Annotated in this window: 14 protein-coding genes; 9 read left to right on the forward strand and 5 right to left on the reverse strand. The window is 44.4% G+C overall.

Annotation, left to right across the window (positions count from 1 at the left end):
- Positions 1-13: 13 nt before the first annotated feature.
- Positions 14-2,959 carry a sulfatase-like hydrolase/transferase gene (locus O3Q51_03160; GenBank protein ID MCZ4407791.1) on the reverse strand — a complete coding sequence of 982 codons (2,946 nt, stop codon included), beginning with the start codon at positions 2,957-2,959 and terminating at the stop codon, positions 14-16.
- 140 nt (positions 2,960-3,099) lie between these two features.
- Between O3Q51_03160 and ileS the strand changes: the two genes are divergently transcribed.
- The 3 genes from ileS to O3Q51_03175 are packed head-to-tail and all read left to right on the forward strand — an operon-like array spanning position 3,100 to position 7,554.
- A complete protein-coding gene (gene ileS, locus O3Q51_03165) occupies positions 3,100-6,513 on the forward strand; it encodes an isoleucine--tRNA ligase (GenBank protein MCZ4407792.1) in 3,414 nt (1,137 codons plus the stop codon).
- Between the two features lie 12 nt (positions 6,514-6,525).
- The gene (locus O3Q51_03170) at positions 6,526-6,909 is read left to right on the forward strand and encodes a TraR/DksA C4-type zinc finger protein (GenBank protein MCZ4407793.1); all 384 of its coding nucleotides are present in this window, start codon (positions 6,526-6,528) and stop codon (positions 6,907-6,909) included.
- Positions 6,910-6,918: 9 nt separating this feature from the next.
- Complete coding sequence (locus O3Q51_03175; protein MCZ4407794.1) at positions 6,919-7,554, forward strand: lipoprotein signal peptidase; 636 nt, start codon at positions 6,919-6,921, stop codon at positions 7,552-7,554.
- On the opposite strand, the gene O3Q51_03180 is transcribed toward O3Q51_03175, so the two are convergent.
- Positions 7,516-8,004, reverse strand: a complete 489-nt coding sequence (locus O3Q51_03180; protein MCZ4407795.1) for a hypothetical protein — start codon at positions 8,002-8,004, stop codon at positions 7,516-7,518. The genes O3Q51_03175 and O3Q51_03180 overlap by 39 nt on opposite strands.
- 140 nt (positions 8,005-8,144) lie before the next feature.
- Here O3Q51_03180 and O3Q51_03185 point away from each other — a divergent pair, with 140 nt between their 5' ends.
- From O3Q51_03185 to O3Q51_03195, 3 genes are read left to right on the forward strand one after another with little or no spacing between them, the layout of a single operon-like run.
- Positions 8,145-8,483 carry a PadR family transcriptional regulator gene (locus O3Q51_03185; protein ID MCZ4407796.1) on the forward strand — a complete coding sequence of 113 codons (339 nt, stop codon included), beginning with the start codon at positions 8,145-8,147 and terminating at the stop codon, positions 8,481-8,483.
- Positions 8,476-9,162, forward strand: coding sequence for a hypothetical protein (locus O3Q51_03190; protein ID MCZ4407797.1), 687 nt, complete (start codon positions 8,476-8,478; stop codon positions 9,160-9,162). Before O3Q51_03185 ends, O3Q51_03190 begins: the two co-directional genes overlap by 8 nt.
- A complete protein-coding gene (locus O3Q51_03195; GenBank protein ID MCZ4407798.1) occupies positions 9,159-9,833 on the forward strand; it encodes a hypothetical protein in 675 nt (224 codons plus the stop codon). Before O3Q51_03190 ends, O3Q51_03195 begins: the two co-directional genes overlap by 4 nt.
- Here the strand turns inward: O3Q51_03195 and O3Q51_03200 are convergent.
- A complete protein-coding gene (locus tag O3Q51_03200; protein ID MCZ4407799.1) occupies positions 9,830-10,819 on the reverse strand; it encodes an aspartate-semialdehyde dehydrogenase in 990 nt (329 codons plus the stop codon). The two genes, O3Q51_03195 and O3Q51_03200, sit on opposite strands and share 4 nt — an antisense overlap.
- Before the next feature lie 66 nt (positions 10,820-10,885).
- On the opposite strand from O3Q51_03200, the gene O3Q51_03205 reads away from it, so the two are divergent.
- Genes O3Q51_03205 through O3Q51_03215 form a run of 3 tightly spaced genes read left to right on the forward strand, consistent with a single transcriptional unit; the run spans position 10,886 to position 17,037 of the window.
- Complete coding sequence (locus O3Q51_03205; protein MCZ4407800.1) at positions 10,886-15,055, forward strand: lamin tail domain-containing protein; 4,170 nt, start codon at positions 10,886-10,888, stop codon at positions 15,053-15,055.
- 45 nt (positions 15,056-15,100) lie between these two features.
- The gene (locus O3Q51_03210; GenBank protein ID MCZ4407801.1) at positions 15,101-16,255 is read left to right on the forward strand and encodes a methionine aminotransferase; all 1,155 of its coding nucleotides are present in this window, start codon (positions 15,101-15,103) and stop codon (positions 16,253-16,255) included.
- Positions 16,252-17,037, forward strand: coding sequence for an amidohydrolase (locus O3Q51_03215; GenBank protein ID MCZ4407802.1), 786 nt, complete (start codon positions 16,252-16,254; stop codon positions 17,035-17,037). The genes O3Q51_03210 and O3Q51_03215 overlap by 4 nt, the downstream gene beginning before the upstream one ends.
- Here the strand turns inward: O3Q51_03215 and O3Q51_03220 are convergent.
- Positions 17,016-18,665 (reverse strand): Ig-like domain-containing protein, encoded by a 1,650-nt coding sequence (locus O3Q51_03220; GenBank protein MCZ4407803.1) that lies wholly within the window; start codon positions 18,663-18,665, stop codon positions 17,016-17,018. The genes O3Q51_03215 and O3Q51_03220 overlap by 22 nt on opposite strands.
- Complete coding sequence (locus O3Q51_03225) at positions 18,662-19,120, reverse strand: GAF domain-containing protein (protein MCZ4407804.1); 459 nt, start codon at positions 19,118-19,120, stop codon at positions 18,662-18,664. The genes O3Q51_03220 and O3Q51_03225 overlap by 4 nt, the downstream gene beginning before the upstream one ends.
- Between the last annotated feature and the right edge of the window lie 11 nt (positions 19,121-19,131).

Raw genomic sequence — 19,131 nt, forward strand, 5'->3', positions numbered from 1 at the left:
TCGCAGGGACAAGTTAGTGAACAAAGAGCAATTCTTGTGCTGACTTTCCTTCCATCGTCTTAAAAGCCACTACGTAAGTGCCTTGCGACAGAGGGGGAAGACCTGATAGGTTTAATACAGAAGATTGAATGGAAGCCTGCTTACTAAAGATCTGTCTCCCTGTCATATCGAAGATGTTTACGATGCCCATACCTGTTTCCATATTATTGAATCGAAGACTTATTGATGAGAGGTCTGTGGTCGTAGGGTTTGGAAACAAAAGAAACTGAGAAATTATAGGGAATTCACTCTTAAAAAATATCTTCTTTACAGGGCCATAAGGTACAGTCGTGCTGATTACCCCTACTCTATATTTCACTTTAATAATGTACAATTCATTTGCGACAAGATCAGGAAAAAGCGACATGGGGTAGATCAGGCTAGGATCGAAATCGACAGAATACGTTATTGATTCTCCAGTCGGTATTTTCTCAAAGTGAAATTGCACATCTTTAATGGGCTGATCAAATACCGGCTGATCAACTAATTCAAGAAAATCAGTCTGATTCAATACTTCATAACTTTCTCCTGCCAATTGAGCAGGCGTAGCGTTAAGGAAGATACTTTTAACCTGAGGGGCATTGAGGTTATCAATGGGGGAGTCAATTTCAGAAGTGATTCTTAAATAGTAGGTTGCACCGGGGTTCAGATCTGTGAGGTAAGAAGCTTCTCCGTCGCTTGTCTGTTGATTCAAGCAAATGGAGCTCTGAGCATTGCAGTCTGAAAACAGTTCAATTACAGGGTTTAAATCTTGAATTCGAACTCCTATTATACCTGTAGCTTGGTCGGGAGAAAATTGTTGCCAAAGTTGAGGTGCACTTCCACTTATAGATTCACAGGTTACAGAGGATTGGTCTAGAAGATCATTCATAGCCCTATTTTCTACTTGTGTAAAGAGAACATCTGTTTGGATTGGTTCAGCAAATTGACACGGAGTCAAAGACTCATTAAACGCATCGAGATTGCGTAAAAAGACGTCGTCTACATGTACGTCTATATCTGAATTCGATTTTAGATATAAGGCGAGATCACCGTGAGCAGGCAAAGGCTCAGATACGTCAAATGAGAATTCGTAGCTAGTAAGGTCAGGAAAGATTGTCAGCACGGTATCCAAAAAAATATGGTTTTCCGTTGCTATTCGAATAAAGACTGTAGCGCTATCTGCATTGGAGTAGCCTGTGAGGCCAAAAGTATGTGCTCCTGTTGTTTTGAAGATCACGTTCTCATTGCTAATATGGCGCGATGAGTTTCCGAACATTAAGAGATGTTGCGAATCAATTATAGAGTCATTTTCAGCCAGTCCGAAATTTGAGTCGGGTTCGGAAGGCCCCCATCCGTTTAAATCTTGTTCGAAATCACCATAGTAAAGGCATTCGAAGGACTGTTCAGGAGGCCTGATAAACCCAATCTTATTTCTAAGTCCCCGATACATTGAATTTCGAATTTTTTGAAATTCAGGCAATCCTGATAGATCGTTTGTTTCTCTGAAATCAATTTCAATATCATATAATTCGTCTTCGCCACTTGAATAGTAGACATATTTGTAGCTGTCTTTTAGATAAGCATGATGGCTATGAAATACTTCATTGAGCTCTCCAACTTCTAAGAACTCTTTGGACGAGCCATTGAGGATAGCCGTGCTTTCCCTTTCTCCTGAAATCAAACTCTGAAGAGGCAGCCCGTCCATCGCATGACTCTCAGGTTCAGGTACTTGTCCATACTCAAGTAAAGTTGGGTAAAGATCAATTAAGGAAACAGGGTCACTAATGATTTGAGGAGATTCCCCAGGTACTTTTATAATGAAAGGAATCGATGTGGCATCGTTCCAAAGAGTCGATTTTGCCAACAAGCCCTTTGAGCCGAGGTGGAATCCGTGGTCACTGGTTAAAATGACAATCGTATTTTCACTGAAGCCATTTATTTCAAGAGCTTCAATTAATGCACCTACTTGATCGTCCACAAATGACACGCTCGCATAGTATCCTTGAATGAATTGTCTCAGAAAGAAGTAAGGATCATCTGAAGGTGATTCATCCTCCATAACGTCATAGGCCAGATTCGAATTCGCATTGTATCGATTCGTCAGGGCTGTTAAAGATGGAAGGGTAGTATCCGGTTGAAGATATCCGAAATCAAATGACGTGGTGTCATATAAATCCCAATATTTGCCCGGCACATGAAGTGGTTGGTGAGGATTGAAAATTCCGGCACTTAAAAAAAACGGCTTATCTGATGTGTCAGAAGCTAAGGAGGCAAGGACTTCTTGGCAATATTCTACCGTCATTTCATCTGCCAACAGATCTCTGTTCTCATCATTTTCGAAATGGAAAGGCGACCCGTCTCGATGCTGCCATCCAGTATATTCCGGATAAGAAGGCACATTTTCCAGTCTTGCAAACGATAAGTCAAAAGCTTGAAAAGACTCGGGAAGGTCAGAATGAATTTGCTTGTTTGAGGCAAACGGCCCTTGTAGGGGTTCGCTGTTAAATTCAGTGAAATCTTCCGAACGAAGCCTATAGCCGTGATATACTTTCCCGCTGCCATACACGTCATAACCATGGTCTAGAAATTGTTTGAAAACGGAAGTCGTCGGCGCCAGTATAGGGTTGTCAAGCCAAGAGTTTTGCGACATTTTATATCCGGAATGACCGCTGGTTTGAGGTAAAACCCCTGTAAACATGCTAGCCCTTGAAGGGCCACAACCCGCTACATTGGCATGAGCATTTGTAAAGACGAAACTCTCGGAAACCAAGCTATCGATATTAGGCGTGTAGACCATTGGGTCTTCCATGGTCCCCATCCCCATCCGATTTAGGTCATCACAAATTATTAGGAGGATATTAGGTTTATTATCACTCTGCGAGAAACATGAACTTGCCACTAAAAGAGCGACTAGTCCTAATTTTAACTTGTAGAACATTTCGAAACGTTGGTTGTGTCAGATTGGTTGATTGACGACCGAAAGTTACGCTTAATCAAGCACGATTTCAATAGTGGTCTATATTGATACCATGACTTTGCGAATTACCTATCTTTGCCCCTTCAAAAAATTACCCTGAAATGCCGAAATATCCTGAATACAAAGGCCTAAATCTTCCAGCATTGGCCGACGAAATTCTGAAGGAATGGGAAGAGAATCAAACGTTTGAAAAAAGCGTTGAATCTCGGCCTGCTGATAAGCCTTTCGTATTTTTCGAAGGTCCTCCATCTGCTAATGGTATGCCTGGCATTCACCACGTAATGGGTAGAGCCATTAAGGATATTTTTTGTCGGTACAAGACCAACAAAGGCTTTCGTGTAGATAGAAAAGCAGGTTGGGATACGCATGGACTACCCGTAGAGCTAGGGGTTGAGAAGGAGTTGGGAATCACCAAAGAAGACATTGGAAAGAAAATCTCGGTAGAAGAATACAACGACTCTTGCCGAAAGGCGGTAATGAAATATACCGATGTATGGAATGACCTCACCCGAAAAATGGGCTACTGGGTGGATATGAATGATCCTTACATCACCTACGAGAACAAATACATGGAGTCGGTGTGGTGGCTTCTCAAAAACCTTTACGAGAAGGGATTAATCTATAAAGGGTACACCATTCAGCCATATTCTCCTGCGGCAGGCACAGGCTTGAGCTCGCATGAGTTGAACCAACCCGGAACCTACAAGGACGTTACGGATACTTCAGCAACGGCTCTTTTCAAACTAAAAGAACCTGGCCAGAATTTGATGAAGGAAAAATCCGAAGTCAAAGATTTGACCTATTATATGGTTGCATGGACGACTACTCCATGGACGCTACCTTCTAATACAGCTCTGGCAGTTAACCCTAAGTTCGATTACGTAATCGTTGAGTCCTTCAATCGATATACCCATGAGCCCATGGGGGTGGTCATGGCCAAGGAATTGGTTGGGAAAGTATTTGGAAAGCCATACAAATCAGCAGAAAGCGCAGAAGAACTAGAGGTCTACGCCAAGGATGGCAAGAACATTCCGTTTAGAGTAATCGGAAGTTTGAAAGGTGCTGATTTGACTGATTTGGAATACGAGCAGCTGTTGCCGTACGCGCTTCCCATGGAAAACCCTGAGAAAGCATTCAGAGTAATTCCCGGAGATTTCGTGACCATTGAGGATGGTACTGGAGTAGTCCACATTGCGCCGACTTTCGGAGCCGATGATGCTGAGGTAGCTAAAAAAGCAGGTGTTCCGCCAATGCTTATCGCCGATGCCCAGGGAAATCCTGTTCCGTTGGTCGACCTTCAAGGAAAGTTTGTGAAGGCCATGGGCCCTGAGCTCGGTGGGAAATTCGTGAAAAACGAATACTACGATGAGGCTCCTGACAAATCAGTGGATATCCTAATTGGAATCAAGCTGAAGGAAGAAGGAAAGGCTTTCAAAGTAGAGAAGTATGTTCATAGTTATCCCCACTGTTGGAGAACCGACAAACCCGTTTTGTACTATCCACTTGACTCGTGGTTTATCCGTAGCACTGCCGCCAAGGATCGAATGATTGCCTTGAACAAAACAATCAACTGGAAACCTGAATCTACCGGGACGGGCCGATTTGGGAACTGGTTAGAAAACCTGAATGACTGGAATCTTTCTCGTTCTCGTTTTTGGGGGATACCTATACCTATTTGGCGAACTGAAGATGGAGGTGAGGCTAAGTGCATCGGCAGCGCGGAAGAACTGAGAGCAGAGTGTGAAAAAGCCCTGCAAGCGGGAATAATGAACGAGAATCCGTTGAGTGATTTTGTACCAGGCAATATGTCAAAAGAGAATTACGACACCTTTGACCTGCATAAAAACCACGTTGATAACATCGTTCTCGTTTCTTCAAAAGGAGAGCCGATGACGAGAGAGAAAGACCTCATTGATGTGTGGTTCGACTCGGGAAGTATGCCTTACGCCCAATGGCATTATCCTTTCGAGAACAAAGAAAAAATAGATGAAGGACTAACTTACCCCGCCGATTTTATTGCAGAGGGAGTAGACCAAACAAGAGGATGGTTTTTCACCCTTCACGCCATCTCAACCATGTGCTTCGACTCGGTGGCTTATAAAACCGTAGTCTCAAATGGTCTCGTTCTGGATAAGAACGGACAGAAGATGAGCAAGCGACTGGGCAATGCGGTTGATCCTTTTCAAACACTAAAAGATTATGGCCCTGACGCTACGCGATGGTACATGATCACCAATGCGCAGCCTTGGGACAATCTTCGATTTGATCTAAACGGTCTCCAAGAAGTTCAGCGAAAGTTCTTCGGTACGCTGTACAATACATATGCCTTCTTTGCGCTTTACGCGAATGTCGATGGCTTCGACTATTCTGAGGAGGAAGTTTCTGTGGCTGATCGCCCGGAGATAGATCGATGGATCTTGAGCAGGCTCAACACCTTAATCGCTGCTGTCGATAAGGCTTACGATGAATATGAACCGACCAGAGCCGGGCGATTGATACAAAACTTTGTCACAGATGAGTTGAGCAATTGGTACGTGCGTCTATGCCGTCGCCGCTTCTGGAAAGGAGATTACGGTCAGGATAAACTTGCAGCTTACCAAACGCTTTACACTTGTCTGGAAAAGGTGGCCGTGCTATCTGCGCCTATTGCACCATTTTTTATGGATCGCCTTTACAAAGATTTGAATGGCGCAACGAATCGCGAATCTGCAGAGTCAGTTCACTTGGCGGATTTCCCGCTTTCTGATGCTTCAGCCATCGATCGAGATTTGGAGGAGCGCATGGACATCGCCAAGCGAATGACCAGCTTGGTACAAGCTCTGAGAAAATCTGAAAAGATCAAAGTGCGCCAGCCATTGCAGAAAATCATGGTTCCGATCATCGATTCCACTTTTGAGCGACAGCTACATGACGTTGAAGGTATCATTTTGAGCGAAGTCAACGTAAAAGAGTTGGAGTACCTCCAAGATGCTGCAGACGTCTTGGTAAAAGAGATTAAGCCTGACTTTAAAAAGTTGGGGCCTAAGTTCGGTAAGGAGATGAAAACGTTGGCCGCCCAAATCAATGGCTTCAATGCTGATCAAATTTCTCAGTTAGAAAAAGAGGGCAGTATTAAACTTTTGTTAAACGGTCAAGAAGTCGAGATCACTATCGAAGACGTTTCGATCACCGCCAAGGATATTCCCGGGTGGCTGGTTGCTGCAGATGGGAATATCACTGTTGCTTTGGACATCACTCTTTCTAAGGAACTTAGGGAAGAAGGAATCGCTCGCGAGTTTGTCAATCGGATACAGAATTTGCGAAAAGATTCAGGTCTTGAGGTGACCGATAAAATCAAACTTTTGATCGAGCGTACAAGTGAGATCGAGCAGGCTATTGAGAATAATTTGGATTATATTTGCGCCGAAACGCTGGCGGGGTCTCTCGACCTCGTATCGGAAATAGAGGGCGATGGCGCTACACAGATCGAAGTAGATGGAAACATCTCAACTAAAATCGCACTCGAAAAGATTTAAACCACTTACAGAATGGCAGAAGATAAAACAAGATACTCTGACAATGAGCTCGCTGAATTCAAGGAGCTGATTGAAAAGAAACTCGCAGATGCGCGCGAAGATTTGAATCAGTTGAAGCAATCACTTTCTTATGCTGATAATAGCACGAATGATACTGCTTCTACTTTCAAAATGATGGAAGACGGATCTGAGACGATGTCTCGTGAAGAGACTGCTCAATTGGCTTCGCGTCAAGAGAAGTTCATCAGTCACTTAGAGAACGCTCTTCGAAGAATTGAGAACAAGACTTACGGAATTTGTCGCACAACGGGTAAGCTCATTAGTAAAGAAAGGCTCAAGTTGGTTCCTCACGCCACACTCAGCATTGAGGCTAAGCTCAATCAAGACAGGCGATAAACCCCTCTCGTGGGCAGGAAAGCAGTCATTATCATTTTTGTAGTTCTACTCATTGACCAAGTCTCTAAGATTTGGATCAAGACCAATATGCATTTGGATGAAAGCATTGCCGTATTTGGCGACTGGTTTTTCATCCATTTCATCGAGAACCCGGGTATGGCCTTTGGTCTTGAATTTGGCGGACAGACAGGAAAGATCTTTCTTAGTCTCTTCCGAATCGTAGCCATCGTCTTTATCGGGATTTACCTCAACGGTCTTATCAAGAAAAAGGCTCATACAGGACTCATTGTGTCTGTGGCATTGGTGTTTGCCGGCGCTGCAGGAAACATTATCGATAGTACGATTTACGGTCTTATCTTCAGCGAAAGTCCCCCTTTACCTATTGTGGCTACCATGTTTCCTGATGGCGGAGGCTATGCCGGCATTCTTCAAGGAAAAGTGGTGGACATGCTCTACTTTCCGATTATCGACACCAACTGGCCTGAGTTTTTGGGTGGCGGGAGATTACAGTTCTTTCGACCCATCTTCAATATTGCCGACTCATCGATTACGGTGGGAATGGCTTTGATATTGATCAATCAAAAGCGCTTTTTCAAAGAAGAAAAATCAGGAAATCAAGTCGAGGCTGAGCAAAATGCCGAATAGATCTGCAGGGCTATATCTGCCTTCGATAAAGTAAATTGCGTCTCCCGCAAAAGTACCGCTTCCAGCGTAAATTACGTTATTCTGCACGGTGTATAACACATCCAATTCAAAGTTGGAATCTCCTTTGTAAATCTTTCCATTCTCGCCAAGGGTATAAGCTATTTGACCCGAATACATGGCATTTCCAGTATAAAGCCTTCCGTCGCGATAGGTGTAGATCAGGTCAAATTCAGATCCTGAACCCCCTACCATAATCTTATCTCTTATCACGGTGTAGAGAACTGCGTTGAAGTCGAATGTATAAGCAGGGAAAATGCGGTTATTGGTGAAATGAAGGACTTGATCGGTAATGTAATTCGCATTGCCTGCGAATACGCGTATCTGACCTTGACTCGAATTAGAAAAAACGAGTGTAAAAACCAGTGATAAGATCAAGAGAAAGCGTTTCATATCACAAAAGAAACAAATTTAAAGCCAAGCTTCAGTTTTTTGGTCATACTCCCATACCCAATACCCAATACCACTACCTAATTTGCAAATGCATAAGAAACTTATGTATATTTGCTCTACAAGAAATTTACCTATCAAAGATGAGTAAAAATCATTTGTACAAAGGAACGCTCAGTAGCATCTTGCTCACTCTTCTGTCGGAGGAGGGCAGAATGTATGGCTACGAACTTTCTAAAAAGGCCAAGGATTTGACCAACGGAGATTTGGACATTACCGAAGGAGCGCTCTATCCTGCGTTGCACAAATTGGAGGCAACCGGATTGGTAACCACTGAAGTCGAAATGATCGGGAAGCGATCCAGAAAATACTACAAGCTCACCGAATCAGGCGGAAAGGAAGCCAAAGACCGCATTGCCGAGTTGAAAGAGTACGCCCAAAACTTGCAGCTTTTTCTAAATCCCAACTTAAGTCATGGCTGAGAAAGATTTGACAGACGCACAAGTAAGTCTGGTCATCGACTTTCTCAAGCGATGGGGAATCGACTCACCCGAATTGGTTTTTGAGTTGACCGACCACTATTGCGAGGAGGCCAAAGAAAGAATGGAAGAGGGCTGGTCTTTTGAAGAAGTGCTCGACAGCTGGAAGACAAAAAAACATTTCCTAAGCCTGAAGAAAATTCAAAGCGAGTTTGAGAGGAGCTTTAAGGAACAGTGGACTAGATCACAGATCAAAGCCCTAAAAACTGTTTTTACTTCCACTCAACTATTATGGTTATCGGTCTGTATCGGAGCGGTTTTATTTGCTACTTACTGCGGTTTTGGTATCGAAGTACTTGGTCTTAGCGCCGCTTTATCAGTAGTATATTACATTGGATTTGGCTACTTCTACTGGATCAAAAAATACCAAAGAATATTTGAAATCAGAGACAATTTGGTTGGTGGACTGATTTACTACTGGACCATTTATCACTTCATAAAAAGCGCAGAGTCAGATGGGTTCGCATACTCATCTGACCTGTTTCAATGGAAAACTGTACTTGTGATCATAGTGGTAATTCTAAGTTTTTATCAGTACAATTTGTATTCCAAGTTATGGCAAAAGCTGAAAGGGCTTACGGAAGAATATTTAGTTGAACCAAATAAATATCAAGTCAGATGAACAACCAATACTTGAGTGATTTTCAGCTCGAACAGGTCAGAGCTGTTCTAAAGAAATACGGAATCGAAAGCGACGATTTATGCGATGAGTTGACCGATCATTATGCGGTACAGATGGAAGAGCAGATCGAGAACGGTGCTTCATTCGATGAGGCTTTTCAGGTTTTCGTTTCTGAAAATTCTTGGTTCAAATTGCGCAAGCTGCAGCACGCACATTGGAAATATGCGGATAAATCCATTAAGCGATATGTACTTGGCTTATTGCGTGAACTATGGCTAACGCCAAAAGTGGTAATTACTCTCGGATTGATCGCAGGACTTATCGCACTGCTGAGACTACCTCTTGACGAAACCCAGTGGGTTTTCAATTTGATCCATTCAGCTTTAATTGTACTGGTGCTGTATATCCTTGTTTCGTCATATGTTCATCTCCGCAAGTACAAATCACATGACCTTAGAGCAACTGCAGCAATGAGTGTATCGATGTTTTACGTCGTTTTTATGTCCTTTTGGACGACAAATGAAGCTCTATTCTATCCCCTGTTTCCGGGAGAAAACGCTTTCGTGCTGCACGTGATTTACTACATGGTGCTCGGACACTTAACCTACATTTATTGTCACCTGTTTATCCGAGCCAAAGCGCAAACATCAAGGAGAGAAGTTCTAGGTTAGACAGCCACTTTCTTGGCAATCAACTCAGCGATCTGAACGGCATTCGTAGCGGCACCTTTGCGCAGGTTATCCGCAACGATCCACATGTTGAGGCTATTTGGAAAGGAGAAATCCCTACGAATTCTACCGACAAATACATCGTCTTTCCCCTGTGCGTAGCGAGGCATTGGGTATAAATTCACGTCGGGATTGTCTTGCAACTGAATGCCGGGACTATCGTGCAGAATTTTTCGAATGTCTCCCAAGTCGAATTCTTTCTCGAAAGTGACATTCACCGACTCTGAGTGGCCTCCCACTACGGGCACGCGCACTGCAGTGGCGGTCACCTCCACTGAATTGTCGTTGAGAATTTTCTTCGTTTCTCGCGTCAGCTTCATCTCTTCTTTGGTATAGCCTTCCAGTTCGAAGACGTCGCAATGAGGCAAGCAGTTTTTATCGATCGGGTAAGGGTAGACCATTGGCCCGTCTTTTCCTGCTCTTTCGTTTTCGAATTGTTCCACCGCGTCTTTTCCCGTTCCCGTGATGGATTGATAGGTCGAAACTACCGCTCTTTTTATGCCGTATTGCTTGTGCAGCGGAGCAAGGGTCAGCACCAATTGAATGGTAGAGCAGTTGGGGTTAGCAATGATTTTGTCGTCTGCCGTCAAGGAGTCGCCATTGATTTCGGGAACGACCAATTTGTGATCGGGCGACATGCGCCACGCCGAGGAATTGTCGATCACCGTACAACCCACCTCCGCGAATTTCGGAGCGTATTCCAAGCTCGTTCCTCCTCCCGCTGAGAAAAGTGCAATGTCAGGCTTTTTAGCAATGGCTTCTTCCATGGAGTGAACGCGGTATTCCTTTCCCAGAAACTCGATCATTTTTCCGACACTTCGCTGTGAAGCAACGGGGATCAGTTCCGAAACGGGAAATTTCCTTTCGGCTAAAACTTCGAGCATCACTCGACCTACCATACCGGTGGCACCTACTAAGGCTACCTTCATATTCTTGATGTTTCGTTAACAAACGGCAAGAAGCAAAAATACTATATTTAGCCGCACTGAAATTCTATGAAATCCACTCTTTTATTCGTTTTCTTTAGTTTGATTATTCTCGCTACATCAACTGTATCGGCTCAGGTGAGTGATGATTTTTCTGATGGGGATTTTACCAATGGAACACTTTGGACGGGTGACGATGCATTTTTTACTGTTGACGGCGGAATATTGAGAAGCAATATTGACCCCGGAGATGCATCAATCAACTATTATATCTCTACTGCAAATGTTTTAGTCGACGATGTGCAGTGGGAGTTTTGGATCAACCTTGATTTTGCCACCTCAGGAGCCAATTATGTAGACGTTTTTGTCATGGCGGATAATGCTGATTTGTCGGCTGCAGCCAATGGTTACTTCATTCGTTTTGGCGATACAGCTGATGAAATATCATTCTACAAACTCTCTGCAGGTTCCGAAAGTACTCTAATCGATGGCTCCGATGGTGAACTCGGCTCGAGCAACAATATTTACAAAGTAAGACTCACACGAACAACTGCGGGCCTTTGGACCCTCGAACTCGACGAAGACAATACAGGTGTTTTCGCAGGAGCGGGTAGTGTTATTGATGGCGATATTACATCTACTAGTCATTTTGGTTTTCGAATAGAGCAATCCAGCGCAGCCTCGCCTGTGAATAATCACTTCTTCGATGACATAGAAATCGGGCTAATTCCCGTGGATGAAGATCCTCCTGAATTGATCTCGGCCAATGCTGTTGGCGCTACCGAAGTTGTCCTTCAATTCTCGGAAGCACTCGAGGAAACTTCGGCCGGTAACATTGCCAACTATTCCATCGACGGAGGAATCGGGAATCCGGCAACCGCCATGCTTGACGGAGGCTCACCCAATACCGTGAACTTATCCCTTGCCTCGCCTCTCAACAATGGACAGCAATACGCCGTCACCGTATCTGGAGTAGTTGACCTTTCGGGAAATGTCGCCAATGGAGAAACAGCCGATTTTACTTTTTTCATCCCCGACAACCCAAGTCCGGGAGATGTGATTTTCAACGAACTCTTTCCCGACCCTAGTCCTTCTGTTGGATTACCCGAATCGGAATACATCGAAATTTACAATCGGAGTGAATCCTTCTTTGACACCGAAGATTGGATTTTGGTCAATACCACAACAGAGAGAATTTTGCCTTCGATCTCTTTTCCTCCCAATAGCTACCTGATTCTTTGTGATGCCTCGAATGTCGACGTCTTTGCGTCTTTTGGAACCGTTGTCGGGATCACATCATTTACAGCCTTGGCAAATGCGGCTGATAGCCTCACGCTAGTCGATGGAACCGGAGAGATTTTGGACATCGTTTCTTACACGGATAACTGGTACCAAGACCCAGACAAAGACGAAGGTGGTTATAGCCTCGAACGCATCAACCCGATTCTATCTTGCAGCGGAGCCACCAATTGGGCTGCTTCAAGTGACCCGTCGGGCGGAACTCCCGGAAGTCAGAACAGCCTTTTTGACGATGCGCCCGACACTACGCCCCCCTCGGTGATTTCCGTTTCGGTGATTGATCCGCTCAATTTGCTGATCGTGGTATCAGAGCCTCTTGAAGATCTGAATTCCGCATCGATCGGCCTGGATCAAGGCATTTCTATCAATGAATTTTCCTTGGTGCAGGACGATCAAATCCAAGTGCTCTTGGTTGAGCCGCTTCAGACGGGAGTCGCTTATGAGATAACCGTCACAGGGCTTGTGGATTGCGAAGGAAATGTATCGGACACTGAAACGCTGCCTATTTTCATCGGTGAACTGCCGGCTATCAGTGACCTCATCATTACTGAAATCATGGCCGACCCTACTCCATCGATCGGTTTGCCGGAAGGCGAATACTTTGAGTTGTTCAATAACTCGGATAAGACGCTGGAATTGCAGGGTAGCGAGTTGTCGGGTGTCTTTTTCGAAGAATCTATCATTCTACAGCCCGGTGATTATGTCGCTTTTGCATCCATTTCAAATGCAGAACTCTTTGACAATTTGGAAGGCATTCGCTTTTTGGACATGAGCACTTCTTTTCTCACCAATGGAGGGAGGGAACTGACCCTCACCAATTCAGAAGGGGAACAGCTTGACTTTGTAGAGTACAGCGATGATTGGTACAGTGATTCCGACAAAGATGATGGTGGCTATTCACTGGAGTTGATTAACCCCAATGTCGCTTGTAGCGGAGCTTTTAACTGGTCGGCTTCAAACAGTCCGCTTGGTGGAACTCCGGGTGAGCAGAACAGTATTTTCAATGACGACCCTGATGAGACCGCGCCCACGTTGGTATCGTTTAGTATTCCTCAAGACAATGAAGTTCAGCTCACCTTTTCGGAGCCTTTGGATGAGGAGAGTATCAACGGTATTGTGGCCAATTTTGCTCCTGAATCTTCCGTAGCGGGAATCTTTCAAGTTCAGCCCGATGGGTTGTTGATCGAGCTGATTATACCGTTTGAAGTGGGTACGGTCTATTCTTTGGAATTGACAGGAGTTACTGACTGTGCGGGAAATGAAGCTTCGGCAATAACTGTCGACATCTTGCTGGGAGTTTCTCCAGAGGTGAACGAAATCCTCATTACAGAGATCATGGCAGATCCATCTCCTTCGGTTGGTTTGCCGGAAGGCGAATACTTTGAATTGTTCAATGCCTCGAATGTGGCCATCGACCTGTTCAATTGTTCATTATCGGGAGTAGAATTCGAGGAATCAGTGGTAATAGCGCCCGGAGAGTATTTATTTTTTGCTTCGATTAGTAATCAAGTGGCTTTTCTGACTTCTCCTGATGTGATCTTTTTGGAGAACATGAGCACTACTTTCTTGACCAATGGAGGGAGAGAATTGGAACTTTTGAATCCTGAAGGAGAGCGAGTAGATCGCGTGAATTACGACCTCTCTTGGTACAACGATGGCGACAAGGAAGATGGCGGATATAGCTTGGAACGTATCAACCTTTCGGAACCATGCAGGGGAGCAGATAACTGGACAGGAACCGAGGCAGAATTTGGAGGAACGCCTGGCGCACAGAATAGCGTTTACAGCGAAGACCCCGATTTGATGTCTCCTGAAATTGACGCGGTTTTTGCTCAGGGATCCAATCTCATCGAGGTGCGTTTTTCAGAAGTGATCGACAGTTTATCAGTGCTGCTTACTGATATCACCATTACTCCCGAGGTCGGAGTAGATGCCGTTTTTAATGCTCCGCCTGATTATTCTTCTTTGCTGATCCAACTTATTGAGCCTCTTGAAGAAGGTGTGCGTTATGAGTTAAGTCTCGAGGGTATTTCTGATTGTGTTGGAAACGAAATAGAATCTACTGAATCATTTGTATTTGCGATTCCTCAACCTGGGGAGCCCGGTGACTTGCTGATCAATGAAGTACTTTTCAATCCGCGAACGGCAGGACGTGACTTCGTTGAAATTTACAATGCTTCTGATAAGAACATCGGGTTAAAAAATTGGGTTCTTCAAAACGCTGATTTAACCACAAGGGTCATCAGCGAAGATCCGCTGGTGATATTCCCCGGTCAGCACCTCGTTTTGACCGATGATGTGAACGCCACCATTCAGGAGTATCCGATGTCAGGAGCTTACCGGGAGAATTTCCATGAAATGGAATCACTTCCATCTTACAACAATGGAGAAGGGTCGGTAATTCTGGCTGATTCTTTGGAGAATCCGATCGATCGATTCGACTATCTGGAGGATTACCATTTTCCCCTGCTCAACACCTTTGACCGAGTGAGTTTAGAGCGGTTGAGTTACACTCGACCTACCAACGAACCAGGCAATTGGTCATCGGCTTCTGAAAGAGTTGGATTCGCCACTCCGGGATACGTCAATTCTCAATTTTTGCCAGAAGGACGAGCCTCAGCTCAATTCGAGCTAGAGGATGAAGTTTTCTCTCCGGACAATGATGGATTTGAGGATGTGCTGCTGATCAACTACTCCTTGGATGGCCCTGATTATCTGGCTACAATTCGCATTTACGACCGAAGAGGACGCTTGATTCGTGAGCTTACTAATAATCTCCTCTTGGGCACGGAGGGAACATTGAGTTGGGATGGAACAACCGATGATCGATCAAAAGCCCGAATTGGTCCACATATTATTCTGATTGAGATTTTCAATCCCGCAGGTGATACTGAGACCTTCAAAATTCCGTGCATTGTAGCGGGAAATCTTTCTAACTAATCCATTCGGTTTACTACTTTTGTGGGCCCAAACGAAACCTCCAGCATGCGCTCACCCGTCGATATTTCAACCAAACTTCCTAAAGTCGGCACGACCATTTTTACCATTATGAGTAAAATGGCTCAAGACCATGGTGCCATCAATTTATCGCAGGGTTTCCCTGATTTTGATGTAGATCCTGTTTTGCTTGAAATGGTGACCAAGCATATGAAAGATGGCAGGAATCAGTATGCTCCTATGGCCGGTGCAATGGTTTTGCGAGAGGCCATTGCCAAAAAGACCAAAGAATTACACGGAGCTACCTACAATCCCGATACGGAGATTACGGTAACGGCGGGAGCGACACAGGCCATTTATACGGCCATTACGGCATTGGTAAAGGAAGAAGATGAGGTGATCGTTTTTACACCCGCTTACGACTGTTATGTGCCGCCGATCGTGTTGAATCACGGGAAACCTGTTTACGTTCAGCTCAAAGGACCTGATTTTAAGGTCGATTGGGAAGACGTCAAAAAGGTCATCACGCGGAAAACGAAACTGATCATTATCAATACTCCGCACAATCCTTCCGGTGCCGTGTGGGATGAGAATGATATGAAAGAGCTGGAAAAACTTGCCACCAATAGTGACGCTCTGGTCCTTAGTGATGAGGTATACGAGCACATCGTCTTTGACGGCAAGAAACATTGGAGTGCTTCAAAGTTTCCTGAACTAGCAAAGCGATCTTTGGTCGTAGGTAGCTTTGGAAAGACGTTTCACGTTACCGGGTGGAAGCTCGGATATATTCTGGCTCCTGAAAATTTGATGACGGAGTTTAGAAAAGTGCATCAGTACCTAGTGTATTGTGTCAATTCACCAATGCAGTTTGCTATAGCAGATTACCTCCAAGAGCCTGATCGCTACAATCATATTGCCGAAATGTATCAGCAGAAGCGCGATACGTTTTTGAGTCATATTAAGGGCTCCCGTTTTAAGGCATTGCCTTCTTCCGGTTCTTATTTTCAATTGCTGAATTACTCGGCAATCAGTAAAATGGGCGAGGTCAAATTCGCCGAGAAGCTTACCAAAGAGCATGGTGTAGCATCTATTCCCGTTTCGGTCTTTTACCATCAGCCTGTCGAGCAGTACATGTTGAGATTTTGCTTTGCCAAGTCGGATGAAACATTGGAGAAGGCCGCTGCAATTCTGAAAGAATTATGAGTGGATCCTCCCAACTCAAACTTGCCTTACTTCAATCGGAGTTGCATTGGGAGTCTGTAGAGGAAAACCTGAAAATGGTGGAACAGAAAATGGAGCTCCTTCCTGATGGTTTGGATATTATCATCTTGTCCGAAATGTTTTCTACGGGATTTACCATGAATCCTTCGAAAGTTGCTGAGGCCAATAGTGGCAGAGCAATGACTCTCCTGAAAAGCCTATCAGCTGATAAAGGCTACGCCATCTGCGGAAGCTTTGCCGCAAAGGAAAAGGGGAGTTATTTCAACCGCTTTTTTTGGATTTTCGAAGGCAATCTCGAATACACTTATGATAAACGCCATCTTTTCCGCATGGCGGAAGAGCACAGAGTGTACAGCCAAGGGGTGAATGATGTAAGAATTAAATTCAAGGGCTGGAATATCATGCCTCGGGTTTGCTATGATCTACGTTTTCCGGTCTGGTCGCGCTCAAGCGATGTTGATCTACAAATTTATGTGGCCAATTGGCCTGCAGTCAGAGTAGCCGCTTGGGACAAGTTACTTTTGGCAAGAGCCATTGAGAATCAATGCTACGTAGCAGGTGTAAACAGAGTTGGACAGGACGGAAACGGTATAGCTTATAGCGGTCATTCGGTAGCTATTGACCCGAAAGGAGATGTGATGACGGCCGCTGCCAATAAGGCCGAAGAATGGATTTTCTCGACGCTGGATCTCAACGTTTTAAATGTTTTCAGGGAAAAATTCCCGGTAGCTTTGGATGCAGATCAGTTTGAAATAACGCCATAAGGAATCGGCGCCGGCGTCCAGTCTATTTCCAGATCCCAGTTCGATCTTACCTCAATTTCTTCTGGATAAAAAAGTCGTCCTTCGGGTTGAGTACCCGTGGCGTAATCTCCGGTATCCCATTCGCCATTATCGTTTGTATCGAAGTTTATGCGAAGACCGTATTTACCGGGTTGAAGCTTCTCGAATATTAGGACATTTCGACCAGCGAGAGGTTCGGAATACAAGACCTTACCTGCCTCATTGGTGAATTCAAAAACAGGGTTAGGCTCTGATTGAATAAGGCTGTCATTAATACTCACCGTTAAGTCTCCGTAGTATTCTTCTTCTTCAAGTTTAAATTCAAAACTCGTGCTATCGCTGTAAATCCCATAGAGATCTTTGACAGCACCTTCTTTCATGATCACCTGATAGATAGAGGTTGGTTTTTTCTCCAAATGAATAAAAAAGTGAAGGCCACTAACAGATTTTTTGAAGAACCGAGGCGCTATCTCTACGCTGTCTTCCAATATAGTGATCAGAGTTGTGTCAAGCTGATCCAATGGATTTGAAAGATTGATTTTAATTTCTTCGTATCGATCCAATCGCTTTTGTTGGAGGTTTGAAGTAATCTTAAGTTTTGGCTCTTGCCTGAATTTTGGGTCGATCTCCGGATACCAAAACGAGGTGTCCTGAATGGCATCACCATCTTGAATCAATACTTCAATTTCTTCGATTGGCTCTTTCTTCAGGTACAATGGAATCCAAGAGGTCAATGTATCTCTGCCTGGGTTAAGAAGGTTGAGTGCAGGTAATATTATGCCCGATTCTACTTCTTTGAATATTATTTCAGGTTTCTCCGTGGGAAGATTAAAGACTGCTTGATAGAATCCATAGTCCTTCTTTTCAGTACCCAAAATGAACTGGGTGGTGTCTTGTTCTGTGAAAGCAGGAATAATGAGTTGCGTTTCAGTAGAATCGGCAATACCCGAGGAGATGCGATATGGAGAAAACCCGATTATTTCAGGCGGACCGTCGTAAATGTAGTTGGAAGCTTCCTCAGAGAGTACAAAGAGTTTAAAGTCACCTTCCGGCAAATACCTCAAACGAAAAAAGCCTTCTGAATTGGTCAAGGCGAAAAAATCAGGTTGGGTGGTTCGTGGTAAACTGTCCGTTTTTCCACGGTAGAGCAGTACTGATGCTCCTGCCAAGGGTTTATTGTCTTTTGCAGCAAGCACTTTTCCTGATATGGAAAGCGAGTCAATTAAATCTCCTGTCGAAAAAACGTAGAGTAAATCAGAATTGACATTTGACTCGTTTAAGTCTGAAATAGCTGAGCCAAAATTGAATTGGTAGGTAGTGTTTGGAAGCAAATCCTCTTCCCATTCAATAATAAGTGTTTTACTCTTCAAGGAATATTCGGGAGGCTCACTTAAAAGTGGAGAAACGATCAATTGTTCAGCGAGACTTTTGACTTGAATGAACTCGTCGAACTCTAATTCAAAACGTTTTTCTGAAAAGTTGGTACTGAGATTCGGGGGATTGTACTCCAGTACTTGTGGTGGTGTGATATCTTTGTCTCCACCTGTAAGGCTGTTTTGCTTAGCACAGCCCAGAATGAGCACGAAGGCGAAGAGTAAGAATATTCTCACTGTATGGGAATAATTTTAGTGATGATCTCTGCGAGTTTTTCTAAAGCCGATTGGTCGCTTTCTCCGAAGTCGCTTATGGAGCTGCTGTCCACATCTAAAACCATAGCTACTTCTCCTTCTTGATTACGAATTGGTACGACAACTTCTGACTGCGACAAAGGGCTGCAGGCAATATGGCCAGGGAAGTCATGTACGTTTTGAACGACGATCGTTCTGTTTTCACTCCAGGCAGTTCCGCACACACCCTTTCCTTTGGCTATTCGCGAACATGCCACCGGTCCTTGGAAGGGCCCGACCACCAACTCATCACCTCTTACAAGGTAAAATCCAACCCAAAAATACCCTTCGAGTTCTTTGAGAATAGCAGCAATATTGCTCAGATTGGCAATCAAGTCAGGTTCCCCTGAAACGACACCTTCTATTTGCCGGAGAGCGAGGTCGTAATTGCGATTCATGGCGCAAAGAT

It is taken from the genome of Cryomorphaceae bacterium 1068 (genome assembly GCA_027214385.1).
Lineage (GTDB): Bacteria > Bacteroidota > Bacteroidia > Flavobacteriales_D > Cryomorphaceae > JAKVAV01.